12 protein-coding genes are annotated in these 12,554 nt (G+C 47.5%); 5 read left to right on the top strand and 7 right to left on the bottom strand.

Features of this window, described 5'->3' with window-relative positions:
• Positions 1–16: 16 nt before the first annotated feature.
• Positions 17–1,474 (bottom strand): TrkH family potassium uptake protein, encoded by a 1,458-nt coding sequence (locus tag J4N45_RS00105; RefSeq protein WP_112460744.1) that lies wholly within the window; start codon positions 1,472–1,474, stop codon positions 17–19.
• A 31-nt stretch (positions 1,475–1,505) separates the two neighbouring features.
• Positions 1,506–2,129, bottom strand: coding sequence for a YigZ family protein (locus J4N45_RS00100; RefSeq protein WP_234494908.1), 624 nt, complete (start codon positions 2,127–2,129; stop codon positions 1,506–1,508).
• Between the two features lie 219 nt (positions 2,130–2,348).
• Between J4N45_RS00100 and fadB the strand changes: the two genes are divergently transcribed.
• The 3 genes from fadB to acuI all read left to right on the top strand — a co-directional run bounded on the left by fadB (position 2,349) and on the right by acuI (position 6,848).
• A complete protein-coding gene (gene fadB, locus J4N45_RS00095; RefSeq protein WP_252012994.1) occupies positions 2,349–4,517 on the top strand; it encodes a fatty acid oxidation complex subunit alpha FadB in 2,169 nt (722 codons plus the stop codon).
• A gap of 26 nt (positions 4,518–4,543) precedes the next feature.
• Positions 4,544–5,707: an acetyl-CoA C-acyltransferase FadA gene (fadA, locus tag J4N45_RS00090; RefSeq protein ID WP_252012993.1), complete on the top strand. Its 1,164-nt coding sequence runs from the start codon at positions 4,544–4,546 to the stop codon at positions 5,705–5,707.
• Between the two features lie 160 nt (positions 5,708–5,867).
• Positions 5,868–6,848, top strand: a complete 981-nt coding sequence (gene acuI / locus J4N45_RS00085; protein WP_252012992.1) for an acrylyl-CoA reductase (NADPH) — start codon at positions 5,868–5,870, stop codon at positions 6,846–6,848.
• A gap of 83 nt (positions 6,849–6,931) precedes the next feature.
• Here acuI and J4N45_RS00080 read toward each other — a convergent pair whose 3' ends face one another.
• From J4N45_RS00080 to J4N45_RS00070, 3 genes are all read right to left on the bottom strand, one after another.
• A complete protein-coding gene (locus tag J4N45_RS00080; protein WP_252012991.1) occupies positions 6,932–7,855 on the bottom strand; it encodes a c-type cytochrome in 924 nt (307 codons plus the stop codon).
• Complete coding sequence (locus J4N45_RS00075) at positions 7,852–8,466, bottom strand: c-type cytochrome (RefSeq protein ID WP_252012990.1); 615 nt, start codon at positions 8,464–8,466, stop codon at positions 7,852–7,854. The genes J4N45_RS00080 and J4N45_RS00075 overlap by 4 nt, the downstream gene beginning before the upstream one ends.
• Before the next feature lie 85 nt (positions 8,467–8,551).
• Positions 8,552–9,493, bottom strand: coding sequence for a LysR family transcriptional regulator (locus tag J4N45_RS00070; RefSeq protein WP_252012989.1), 942 nt, complete (start codon positions 9,491–9,493; stop codon positions 8,552–8,554).
• 483 nt (positions 9,494–9,976) lie between these two features.
• Between J4N45_RS00070 and tusA the strand changes: the two genes are divergently transcribed.
• A complete protein-coding gene (gene tusA / locus J4N45_RS00060) occupies positions 9,977–10,225 on the top strand; it encodes a sulfurtransferase TusA (protein WP_042478150.1) in 249 nt (82 codons plus the stop codon).
• Positions 10,226–10,260: 35 nt separating this feature from the next.
• On the opposite strand, the gene J4N45_RS00055 is transcribed toward tusA, so the two are convergent.
• Positions 10,261–10,521 (bottom strand): hypothetical protein, encoded by a 261-nt coding sequence (locus J4N45_RS00055; protein WP_042478170.1) that lies wholly within the window; start codon positions 10,519–10,521, stop codon positions 10,261–10,263.
• Positions 10,522–10,662: 141 nt separating this feature from the next.
• Positions 10,663–11,217 (bottom strand): TMEM165/GDT1 family protein, encoded by a 555-nt coding sequence (locus J4N45_RS00050; protein WP_252012987.1) that lies wholly within the window; start codon positions 11,215–11,217, stop codon positions 10,663–10,665.
• A 415-nt stretch (positions 11,218–11,632) separates the two neighbouring features.
• Here J4N45_RS00050 and glyQ point away from each other — a divergent pair, with 415 nt between their 5' ends.
• On the top strand, positions 11,633–12,553 hold the full coding sequence (gene glyQ, locus J4N45_RS00045) for a glycine--tRNA ligase subunit alpha (protein ID WP_042478144.1): 921 nt from the start codon (positions 11,633–11,635) through the stop codon (positions 12,551–12,553).
• Position 12,554: the final 1 nt, after the last annotated feature.

The following is a 12,554-nucleotide window of genomic DNA, read 5'->3' as shown; positions in this document are numbered from 1 at the left end:
AATTGGTATTGATGAATTAGCTTCGCCAGAATGCTGGCGTTAATAGTATAAGAAGAGTGAACACTTCTAATCGCCCAAATAGCATCGACACAATCAGTACCCATTTCGCCTTGTCGTTCACATCCCCAAAGTGAAGAGCCACTTCACCAAGACCTGGACCAAGGTTATTCAGTGTCGCCGCTACGGCAGAGAAAGCACTGAGCTCATCCATACCCGTTGCGATAAGTGCCAACATACACACCACAAACACCAATGCATAAGCGGAGAAGAACCCCCACACTGCATCGACAACGCGCTGTGATAGAGCTGTTCCGCCAACTTTGATGGTATAGACCGCTCTTGGGTGAACCAAACGCTTCATTTCACGGGCACCTTGCAGTGTCAGTAGAAGAATACGAATAACCTTCATGCCGCCACCCGTTGAACCTGCGCAGCCACCAATAAATGATGAGAACAGCAGGAGTACCGGCAAGAACAGTGGCCACTCAGAGAAACCCGTTGTCGTAAAGCCGGCCGTCGTTGATATCGAGACTGACTGGAACAGAGCCTGATCGAACGCATCGTACATGGAATTGTAGGAGTGATGCTCAAGTAAGATAAGGAAGCACACCAAAAACAGAACCACCTGAATAAAGATGAAGGCTCTAAACTCTGGATCTTTCCAATAATATTTAGGATGCACACCGCCAGAGGCAAAGGCCGCAAAGTGCAAAGAATAGTTACACGCAGAAATCAGCAAGAAAACGACAGTAATCATGTTGATAGCCGGACTGTTGAAATAACCCATACTCGCATCGTGGGTCGAGAAGCCGCCAATCGCAATCGTCGAGAAACTATGGGCGATGGCATCAAATGGCGTCATACCTGCCACCCAAAATGCCGCTGCACAGGCGATCGTCAAACTTAAATAGATGTACCAAAGGGCTTTTGCAGTCTCTGCAATACGTGGCGTCATCTTACTGTCTTTAACTGGTCCCGGGATCTCTGCTCGATAGAGCTGCATCCCACCGATGCCAAGTACTGGCAAAATGGCCACAGCAAGTACGATGATACCCATACCACCAAACCACTGGAGTAGCTGACGATAGAACAAAATCGCTTTAGGAAGCTCATCCAAACCAACGATCACTGTTGCCCCTGTCGTCGTTAGTGCCGAGAAGGACTCAAAGAAGGCATCCGTGACGGAAACATTGGGATAATCAGAAATCAAAAATGGCAGTGCACCCGCACTACCGATTACGGTCCAAAACAGTACAACAATAAGGAAGCCATCTCTGGCTTTGAGCTCGTGTTTATGACGACGGTTTGGAAACCAGAAAAACCCGCCGCAAACAAGTAGGACGAAAAAGGTGGTAACAAAAGGCACACCCGCACCGTCTCGATAGATCAGTGCGACTAAAGCGGGTGCGAGCATTGACACGCTAAACAGAGCGAGTAGCAGTCCTACAATGCGAATTATGGATCGAAATTGCATATGAGTTGATGAAGCGGTGCTTCGTTACGTCCTAGTTGTTTTCTACTGGGGAGACCATTGCCTTGGCTCCGCTTTTATTAATGATACTCTGCGTCAGTGCATCAACATGGTTCACTTCTAACTCAACAATAAGAATGACCTTGTCGGTGTAGTGCGACTCGACCTCAACCGCTTCGAAACGACTCAGCTCGGCTTGAGCTATAGACACGAATGCATAGTCTAACTCTAGACGTAATTGTGTGGTGATTTTTTTTTCGATTGTTTGAATCAGCTTAAGTGCTTGTTGCACGCCGCCACCGTAAGCCTTCACCAAGCCGCCCGTGCCAAGCTTGATACCACCAGAATAACGCGTAACCACGGCGGTAAGCTCTCCAATACCAGAACCACTGAGCTGCGCCAAAATTGGCTTACCTGCTGTACCAGACGGCTCACCGTCGTCACTAAAGCCCCACATCATCGAATTTTCAGGACGTCCCGCCACAAAGCCCCAACAATTATGTCGAGCACTGCTGTGCTGTTTTTTCACTTGATCGACGAATGCTTTCGCCAACTCAATACTCGGCGTATGAGCGATTTGCGTGATGAACACGCTCTTTTTGATCTCTTCTTCAAAAAGAACTGGGTGCTCAGGTATCAAGTATGCAGTTGAGTTCATTGGGTTTTACGAGGTTTGTCGCCTAAAAGGGGTATTCTAGCACGAGCAATAGCAATTGACTCCAAGATTGGACACTGGTCATAATGTTAAACAGTTGTTTAAAAAATGTATTGAAATTAAATTCGATGCGGTACACACTTAAATAACTGGTCTAACCAGAAGTAAAACTATAACAACCGCTTTCACACAATCACGGATTGTCTGTCACGGAGAATGACAATGATTTACCAATCTGAAACTCTACAGGTAAAGGAAGTACGCAGCGGCATCGCCGAGCTGTGCTTTAGCTCTCCCCAGTCGGTCAATAAACTTGACTTGGCTACTCTCGAATCCTTAGACAAAGCCCTTGATGCGCTTGCTGCATGGAGCGGTCTCAAGGGTCTTATTCTAACAACTGACAAAAGCGCCTTTATTGTGGGTGCTGACATCACAGAATTCCTTGGACTGTTTGCCAAGCCAAAAGCTGAGCTCAAGGAATGGTTAGGGTTCGCCAACAACATTTTCAACAAGCTGGAAGATTTGCCAGTACCAACGCTATCTGCACTTAAAGGCCACACGCTAGGCGGCGGTTGTGAGTGCGTATTGGCGACAGACTTTAGAATTGGTGACAAGACCACCAGCATCGGCCTGCCGGAAACCAAACTAGGTATCATGCCTGGTTTTGGTGGTACTGTTCGCTTGCCAAGACTAATTGGCGCAGACAGTGCCATGGAGATCATCACGCAAGGTAAAGCATGCCGAGCAAATGAGGCGCTAAAGGTCGGTCTACTCGATGCTATCGTGGAAACGGAAGCATTGTATGACTCAGCATTGAACACGATTGAACTTGCCATCAACGAAAAAATTGACTGGAAAGCGCGCCGCCAAGCAAAAGTATCACCACTGACTCTTAGCAAACTTGAATCTATGATGAGCTTCACCATGGCGAAAGGTTTAGTGGCACAAAAAGCTGGTCCTCACTACCCTGCGCCAATGGCTGCAGTCAAAACGATTGAAGAGGCAGCACGATTTGGTCGTGATGAGGCGCTTGATATCGAAGCAAACTACTTCATCAACCTTGCAGGCTCTGACGTGGCCAACGCATTGGTTGGCATCTTCCTGAATGATCAGTACATCAAAGGTCTTGCTAAGAAAGCCGCTAAGTCAGGTAAAGAGACTGAGCGCGCAGCAGTACTTGGCGCCGGTATCATGGGTGGTGGTATTGCCTTCCAGTCTGCACTAAAAGGTGTACCAGTCATCATGAAAGACATCGCTCAAGCCTCCCTTGAACTAGGCATGACCGAAGCTTCTAAGCTACTCAACAAGCGTTTGCAACGTGGACGTATCGACGGGTTTAAGATGGCTGGCGTGCTGGCTTCTATTACCCCTAGCCTACATTACGCCGGTATTGAGCAAAGCGATGTGATTGTGGAAGCTGTTGTAGAGAATCCAAAAATCAAAGCGGCTGTACTGAGTGAAGTCGAAGAGATGGTGGGCGAAAACACCGTCATCGCCTCGAACACCTCAACTATTCCTATCAATGTTCTTGCGAAGTCACTAAAACGCCCAGAAAACTTCTGTGGTATGCACTTCTTTAACCCAGTACACCGCATGCCATTGGTCGAGATCATTCGCGGTGAGCACACCTCGGAAGAAACCATCAACCGCGTTGTTGCTTACGCAGCGAAAATGGGGAAATCCCCTATCGTTGTCAACGACTGCCCAGGGTTCTTCGTTAACCGTGTTCTATTCCCATACTTTGGCGGCTTTAGTCAGCTACTGGCGGATGGTGCAGACTTCATTCAGATCGATAAAATCATGGAGCGCAAGTTTGGCTGGCCAATGGGTCCTGCTTACCTACTTGATGTGGTGGGTATCGATACCGCGCACCATGCACAAGCAGTGATGGCAGAAGGCTTCCCTGAGCGCATGGCAAAAGATCAACGTGATTCTATTGATGTACTATTTGAAAACACCCGCTATGGTCAAAAGAATGGCTCGGGGTTCTATGCGTACACCACTGACAAGCGCGGCCGCCCCAAGAAAGCCCCAAGCGAAGACATCAGCTCTCTGCTCGAGTCAGTCAGCAAGCCAGCACAATCATTCGATGATGACACCATTATTCAACGCATGATGATTCCAATGATCAACGAAGTCGCACTGTGTTTGGAAGAAGGCATCATTGCGACACCACAAGAAGCAGATATGGCGCTGGTTTATGGTCTAGGCTTCCCTCCATTTAGAGGTGGTGTGTTCCGCTATCTAGACAGTATCGGTATCGATAACTACGTTGTGATGGCGAAGCAATATGAATCGCTAGGTGCAATGTACAAGGTGCCTCAGTCGCTGGTCGATATGGCAAGCTCTGGCAAGCGCTTCTATGACGTGCAGCAAGCTAGCTCACTGTAACCACCGATTGGATGAGGAATATCAAAATGAAAAATGTTGTCGTTGTTGATTGTCTTCGTACACCTATGGGTCGTTCCAAGGGTGGTGCATTTAGACATCAGCGTGCTGAAGACTTATCGGCACATCTAATGAAAGGTATCTTGGCTCGCAACCCACAAGTGAAGCCAGAAGAGATTGAAGATATCTACTGGGGCTGTGTACAGCAAACCCTAGAGCAAGGTTTTAACGTTGCTCGTAATGCCGCGCTGCTGGCAGGGCTACCGATTGAAATCGGTGCGGTCACGGTAAACCGTCTGTGTGGCTCATCTATGCAGGCATTGCATGACGCGGCGCGCTCAATCATGGTTGGCGATGCTGAAATCTGCCTGATTGGTGGTGTTGAGCACATGGGGCACGTTCCTATGACGCACGGTGTGGACTTCCACCCTCAGCTTTCTAAAAACGTCGCGAAAGCAGCGGGCATGATGGGTCTCACCGCCGAAATGCTGGGTAAATTGCATGGCATCAGCCGTGAGCAACAAGATGAGTTTGCAGCGCGAAGCCACCAGCGAGCGCAAGCAGCAACGCTTGAAGGTCGATTCAAGAACGAGATCTTGCCAACCGAAGGTCATGCTGAAGATGGTTCACTGTTTACCCTCGATTACGATGAAGTGATTCGTCCAGAAACCAATGTTGAAGGGCTGTCCAAGCTTCGTCCAGTCTTTGACCCTGCAAATGGCACGGTAACCGCAGGTACGTCATCGGCACTGTCTGATGGTGCGTCTGCCATGCTTATCATGAGCGAAGAGAAAGCTAACGAGCTTGGTTTAACCATTCGCGCGAAGATCCGCTCTATGGCCATTGCTGGCTGCGATCCGTCGATTATGGGTTACGGCCCGGTACCTGCCACGCAAAAAGCACTGGAGCGTGCAGGTCTAACGATGGACGACATCGATATTGTTGAGCTAAACGAAGCATTTGCGGCTCAATCTCTGCCATGTGCTAAAGATCTTGGTCTACTGGATGTGGTCGATGAAAAGGTTAACCTGAATGGCGGCGCCATTGCATTGGGTCACCCATTGGGTTGCTCGGGCTCTCGTATCTCAACCACGCTTATCAATATCATGGAAAACAAAGACGCTAAGATCGGTCTTGCCACTATGTGTATTGGTTTAGGTCAAGGTATCGCAACCATCTTTGAAAGACCGTAGTCCTCTCATTACGGCTCTTCAACGCAAACAGCTCCGTTTTCGGGGCTGTTTTTATTTATGCATGTAATGCATACATCTAATGTTGAAGTTTCATTGTTTTTTTTCGAATTTCTCACCTACACTTTGCAGCAGATAACACGTCAACTCATTGGAGAACATCATGTTCAAAGCACTGTTACTTAACCAAGAAGATAAAAAAACAATCGCTACTATTTCTCAAGTAGACGAGTCACAGCTTCCAGAAGGTAATGTAAAAATAGATGTAAAATATTCATCTTTGAACTACAAAGATGGGTTGGCTATTACCGGTAAAGGTAAAATCATCCGCAATTTCCCAATGGTACCGGGTATCGATCTTTCTGGCGTAGTGTCGCAATCAGACGACCCTCGTTACAAGGAAGGCGACGAAGTGGTTCTCACTGGCTGGGGGGTCGGTGAGAATCACTGGGGTGGCATGGCTGAAAAAGCGAGTCTAAACGGTGATTGGCTAGTGCCAATGCCAGCAGGTCTCGATGCAGAAAAAGTGATGGCTATCGGTACTGCAGGCTTTACTGCGATGCTATGTGTACAAGCCATTGTTGATGCTGGCGTAAAACCAGAAGACGGCGAAGTACTGGTCACAGGCGCAAGTGGTGGTGTGGGTAGTGTCTCTGTCACACTACTTAGCCAGCTAGGTTACAAAGTAGCAGCAGTGACAGGTCGCGCTTCAGCGAATGGCGAACTACTAAAATCACTCGGTGCATCACGCATTGTTAAACGTAGCGAACTTGAAGAGCCAGCAAAACCGCTTGAGCGTCAATTCTGGGCTGCAGCTGTTGATACTGTGGGCAGCAACATGCTTGCTAAAGTGCTTGCGCAAGTGAACTACAACGGTGTTGTCGCTGCATGTGGCCTAGCGGGTGGCTTTGACCTACCTACGACAGTGATGCCATTTATCCTGCGTAACGTGCGTCTACAAGGTGTTGACTCTGTAATGTGCCCACGCGAAAAACGTATCAAAGCTTGGGAACAGCTAGCCACGCTACTTCCTGAGTCATACTACGCACAGGCTAGCAAAACCGTAGCACTAGAAGATGCAATTCAAGCGGCTGAAGACATCACTAACGGTGCCGTAACGGGTCGCGTGACTATCAAAATCTAATTAGCGATAACCTACTTATAGAAAAGGCTCTCATTGCGAGAGCCTTTTTTCGTTTTAAACATATCAACCAGTAACACTAAAGGTTAGTAAGCCTTTGTACCAAGTAGGTGCTCATCGACAGGACTCGGCTCACCATATTGGCTATTGTCACCATGATAGCTTTTTTGGGTTTGACTGATATCCCCATCATATCTTGGATCCTGAGGTCTTTCGTGGCTGTCCATAAACAGCGCAATGTCCCATGCCTGCTGATCGGAGAGTGACCCTCCTTGCCCAAGCGGCATATTATGTTTGATAAAAGCAGCAGCGGTGTTTACCTTGTGCATGCCCGCTCCCCAGTTAAAGCTATCGGGTCCCCATAACGGAGGAAATACGTAGCGCTCTGCGACTTTTCTGCCTTGCCCATCCTCACTGTGGCACACTGCACAGTTCTCCTGATATGCCTGCTGCCCTCGTTCATAGTCGGGTGCAAGCTCTGGCTCAGCGATATGTCCAAAACCTCGTCCCGGCAGATTATTGTCAACGGTCACTCCAAACGACAACCAATAAGAATAAGCATTCAAATCGAAGATTTCTTGACTAGTCACCTCAGGTGGTTTTCCACCTTCTGCATTCATAGAATAAAGGAAACACCCTTGCAGCCGATCTTGAAAGGTATTCACGCGCTTGTTCTTAGATCGATAAGCAGGATAAGAGACAAACGCCGCCCACATGGGCGCCGCATCTGCGACGCTACCACCGCCTAGGTGACAGTTAGTGCAGTTCATTCCATTATTTACTTTCCCTGAGGCTCGCATCTGCTGGGTGTTCATGAATAATGAGTAACCACGCTTTACTGACTCTCCCATCTCACCCTCAGGTAGCGTATCCCAATGAGTCACCTGATGGTGCTGTTCCCCTTCAGCAAGGACGCGCCCGGGTTCTACGGGTTCCCTATCTAGATATGCATCTGCGAAAACAGCGGGGCTGGCACACAATACTAAACTCAATATGGCTATCCTGTTCATTGCGCGCCTCCTTGTGATGCAAAGTAGCTTGCAACCGCCTCTATTTCTTCATCAGTTAAACCCTTGGCAATCGTCACCATCGAACCCAACACGCCTGGGGGGCGCTGATCGCTTTTCCATGCTTTGAGCTGATTAACCAGATAATCTTTGTTTTGCCCCATTAACATCGGAAAACTGGGAGCAACGCCAACGCCGTTGGGACCATGACATGATACACAAGCGGGAACCTTGTCATTCCACTTCCCACTGTAAGCAATACGCTCTCCTAACGGCATATCAGCGGGCCACTTGTCACCTCGCCACTGAAGTGTCTCTGGTGTTGGCACCGCTATAGAAGCGTAAAAGTCAGCCGCTTTGATCAACTCTTCATCGGCTACATTATGAACGACGGGATCCATAAACGTACTGTGTCGCTGACCTGATTTAAAGGCGAGGACTTGTGCTTCCAAGTAAGCTTTGGGTTGACCTCGAAGGTTAGGAATGGTGTTTTCACGTCCGATGCCATCGGCACCGTGACAGTCAATGCAAGCTTCCATTGCATTGGTCTCTGCGAATACACGGCAGGGAAGGGTTAAAACCACAAAGACAAGGGCTTTCCGTGTCACGTTCATTGCTCAATCCTTTGCTATTGTTTCTAGTAACACTAGAACAGAGCGTGACTAAGGCAAGGAATTCTCTGTTTTAACTCTGAGACGACTAGCCGAGGCCGACGTCTTCAATGCGTTTGGCAATCAATTTCCCACACTCTTCTTTTACTACCGAGCGAAGCCATTTCTGAGACTCCGAGGTATCGCATCGCGCGTGCCAAATCAGAGAATAATCAAACGGAGTAAAAGCAAAAGGCAGCGGTTTAATTACTAGATCGTAGCGATCTGCGACTAAATAGGCGAGATCAGCAGGTACGGTAATGATCAATGGCATGCTATCGACAATCGCCAATGCCGCTTCAAGATGATAGGCACGCAGCACCATTTTTCTTGGATTTTGGTTGATAAGTGCGGCGTCCAGCAGAGCTTTAACACCGTCACTGATGGCAATCATGGCATGAGGTGCATTGATGTAATCTTCAAGTGATAAAGGTTTATCCGCTAACGGATGTTGCTTAGAAACTAAACAAGAGACGCCGACCGGGCCCAAGACTTCTTGATGCAAAGGCGTAACCGAACCCGTGGGACGGCAGATTGCCATATCGACCTTATCGGTGCTGAGCTGTTTAAAAAGGCTCTCGTGTTGCAGCGGAGCGAACTCCAAAGAGATGTTAGGCGCGAGCTGATAAATCTTCGGTAGTGCATAAGGAAGGATGGTTTGCATCGCATAGTCAGTCGTCGCAATGAGAAAGCGCTCATTACAATAGTAGGGATTGAACTCACTGGGTGTCAGCAACTGACGGAAGGACTCTAACGGTTGGTCAATTTGCTTACATATCTCGAGCGCTTTACTGGTAGGAATGATTCGCTGTCCTTGACGGGTGAAAAGCGGATCCCCTAATAAGTCTCTCAATCGACCTAACACTCGACTCGTTGCAGATTGGCTTAGGTTGAGTCGCACGGCCGCTTGACTAACACTGCCCTCTTCCACCAGCACCTTCAATGCCACCAATAAATTGAGGTCGCGACGATAGATTTCTTCGAGTTCCATAAGCTCTTCCTACGTAATTCTTCCCCTAGTGTACACTTGGTTTTCTTTTCTTCAGATAAAAAAAATCCCGCCTTTCAGCGGGGAAGCCCAAGAAAATGGGGATAGTGTCGGAATGTCGTAAAATGTATTGGAAGTTCTAATTTGCAAGAATGTTTACTAAATGTTAATTCTCTTGTTCTTCTGAAACATCTTGCCAGCGTCTTACCTCTAACCAGAGACCCATTATAGAGACACTTAAACCTATTAACGGAGCCCACCCGGCTTGTTGGGAAGGCTGTAATACCAAGGCACAGAATGCTATCAAGCAAAGCACCGAGTAAATTGTAATCCTGTCTAGTACGGTTAACATAGTTACGTCCCTGCTCCTTTGTTACCAACTTGTTAATAAAGTTAAAACAAAAAATTCCTTTTGCCAAGGGGTTATTGCATATTTTTTCTTCATAAGTAGAATTTGAGCTGTTTTTTAGTAAGAAAGAGTTCCCGATGACAATCAATACAGACCTAGCGACGCAAACACTCGAAGCCGAAGGACTGCGCTGCCCAGAGCCAGTGATGATGGTCAGGAAGACAATTCGTAAGATGGAAGAAGGTGAAGTGTTGTTAGTGAAAGCTGACGACCCTTCGACGACGCGCGATATTCCAAGTTTCTGTCGCTTTATGGATCACCAATTGCTGAGTGCTCAGACAGAAACCGTTCCTTACCTTTATTTGATTAAAAAAGGGTTAGCATAACGCACTAAAAAAGGCTGCCAGTGGCAGCCTTTTGACTATTCGTCATATTCGAGCGTTCTGATCTCAGATTGCAGTTTTTTTATCTGCTTTTGCATCGAACGGATCTCGTTGTGCATTGGGATCAAATGCTGAACCCTAATCCAAGATTCGACGGCCAATCCTGCCATGACGATGGCACCGACGACCATAGGTATCCACATATCGGTGAGTACCATCCCAAGCAATGTTAATACCAAACCGAAGGTGAATAAACGGCTTTGGCTTTCCGCGGTCATTCCTGTGTAACGTGTAAGCATAATCGTTGCCCTCTCGCTAGGATCCACATGATTAAAGTACCATGACAATTATGACACTAATATGTCATTCATCACGAATTTCATCAGATTCGAGCGAGAGTTTGATCCCGATTAAAGTTTGATATTTAGTTGATATTGTTATTAAAAAACAGCAGCGCCGATAGCGAGTCCTACGAACAAAATGGCGGTAATACGACGAATCCAATCAAGCGGAAGCTTGTCCGCTGATAGCTTACCAATCAAGACGACGGGCACATTGGCAAGTAGCATACCCACCGTAGTACCAATCACCACCCAGGTCAGTGCATCCGCGTATTGTGCGCCGAGAATAGAGGTCGCTATCTGGGTTTTATCACCTATTTCAGCAATGAAGAATGCGATAAAACTGGCGATAAACGGGCCGCGGCTTGAAATACTCTCATCATCATCCAGTTTATCCGGCACCAAGATCCACGCCGCCATGGCAAGGAAGCTGACCACTAGCACCCACTTAAGAACGTCCGGAGATAAGTAATCGGCTACCACAACACCTAGCCAGGCTGCTAACGCATGATTGGCAATGGTTGCTAGAAATATAGCGGCAATGATGGGAATGGGTTTACGGTAACGGCTGGCCAGCAGTAACGACAAAAGCTGGGTCTTATCGCCAATTTCGGCGAGTGCCACGGTAGTAATTGATATAGCTAAAACGCTCACGACATGCTCTAAGGGGCAGGGTTTATAGTTTTTAACCTATAGACAAACCTCGCGCCCCACCCCGGTTCACGATGTTTATCTATGGTCTTGCTAAACTTGCGGGCACAAGTCTCGAGCGCCATGGTGATTTTGCACCAATTATGTTGACGAACGAATCCAAACGCTTGTGAGTGTATGGATAAGCTACTCCCCAAAGATGGCGGCATTGTAATCACTCAATGAATCAATTTCAACAATATTGGAGCTTACGCCCCTTCACACAGCGAATAACTCCGAAAAACCGCATTTTTTTACCTTTATGATGATTAAATCAGCACTTTTACCCCTACTCCCCTTACCGATTAGTCGGTATACTTATTTGTTATTTTCTGAATATCAGAAACACCTTTTCACTTAGAGAATTGCGCGAATTACTATGCAAAAATACGATATCAAAACCTTCCAGGGAATGATCCTCGCGCTGCAGGATTACTGGGCACAGAACGGTTGTACTATTGTTCAACCACTAGATATGGAAGTAGGTGCAGGCACCTCTCACCCAATGACATGTCTACGTGCACTTGGCCCAGAGCCAATGTCTACGGCATACGTTCAACCTTCACGTCGTCCGACCGATGGTCGTTACGGCGAGAACCCGAACCGTCTGCAGCACTATTATCAGTTCCAAGTTGCGCTTAAGCCATCTCCTGACAACATTCAGGAGTTGTACCTAGGCTCACTTGAAGTGCTTGGTATCGACCCGCTAGTTCACGACATTCGTTTCGTAGAAGACAACTGGGAAAACCCAACGCTAGGCGCATGGGGTCTTGGTTGGGAAGTCTGGCTAAACGGCATGGAAGTAACTCAGTTTACTTACTTCCAGCAGGTTGGTGGTCTTGAGTGTAAGCCAGTAACTGGCGAGATCACTTATGGTATCGAGCGTCTAGCGATGTACATTCAAGAAGTAGATTCTGTTTACGACCTAGTGTGGAACGTCGCACCAGACGGCAGCAAGGTCACTTACGGTGATATCTTCCACCAAAACGAAGTTGAGCAATCAACCTACAACTTTGAGCACGCTGACGTAGATTTCCTATTCACTTACTTTGACCAGTGTGAAAAAGAAACCAAAGAGCTGCTAGAGCTAGAGAAACCTCTTCCTCTTCCAGCGTATGAGCGCATTCTTAAAGCGGCTCACGCATTCAACATCCTTGATGCACGCAAAGCTATTTCTGTAACAGAGCGCCAACGTTACATCCTTCGTATCCGCAACCTGACTAAAGCGGTTGCAGAAGCATATTACGCATCACGTGAAGCTTTAGGCTTCCCAATGCTTAAAAAAGACGAGGAGAAGTAAT

It is taken from the genome of Vibrio sp. SCSIO 43140, from assembly GCF_023716585.1.
Classification (GTDB): Bacteria; Pseudomonadota; Gammaproteobacteria; order Enterobacterales; family Vibrionaceae; genus Vibrio; species Vibrio maritimus_B.
Note: the sequence above shows the minus strand (reverse complement) of the source record. Positions and strands in the feature narration are given on the sequence as shown.

Excerpts from the sequence above, each read along its gene's own strand:
- J4N45_RS00105 (WP_112460744.1), bottom strand. The coding sequence starts at position 1,474 with ATGCAATTTCGATCCATAATTCGCATTGTAGGACTGCTACTCGCTCTG.
- J4N45_RS00100 (WP_234494908.1), bottom strand. The coding sequence starts at position 2,129 with ATGAACTCAACTGCATACTTGATACCTGAGCACCCAGTTCTTTTTGAA.
- fadB (WP_252012994.1), top strand. The coding sequence starts at position 2,349 with ATGATTTACCAATCTGAAACTCTACAGGTAAAGGAAGTACGCAGCGGC.
- fadA (WP_252012993.1), top strand. The coding sequence starts at position 4,544 with ATGAAAAATGTTGTCGTTGTTGATTGTCTTCGTACACCTATGGGTCGT.
- acuI (WP_252012992.1), top strand. The coding sequence starts at position 5,868 with ATGTTCAAAGCACTGTTACTTAACCAAGAAGATAAAAAAACAATCGCT.
- J4N45_RS00080 (WP_252012991.1), bottom strand. The coding sequence starts at position 7,855 with ATGAACAGGATAGCCATATTGAGTTTAGTATTGTGTGCCAGCCCCGCT.
- J4N45_RS00075 (WP_252012990.1), bottom strand. The coding sequence starts at position 8,466 with ATGAACGTGACACGGAAAGCCCTTGTCTTTGTGGTTTTAACCCTTCCC.
- J4N45_RS00070 (WP_252012989.1), bottom strand. The coding sequence starts at position 9,493 with ATGGAACTCGAAGAAATCTATCGTCGCGACCTCAATTTATTGGTGGCA.
- tusA (WP_042478150.1), top strand. The coding sequence starts at position 9,977 with ATGACAATCAATACAGACCTAGCGACGCAAACACTCGAAGCCGAAGGA.
- J4N45_RS00055 (WP_042478170.1), bottom strand. The coding sequence starts at position 10,521 with ATGCTTACACGTTACACAGGAATGACCGCGGAAAGCCAAAGCCGTTTA.
- glyQ (WP_042478144.1), top strand. The coding sequence starts at position 11,633 with ATGCAAAAATACGATATCAAAACCTTCCAGGGAATGATCCTCGCGCTG.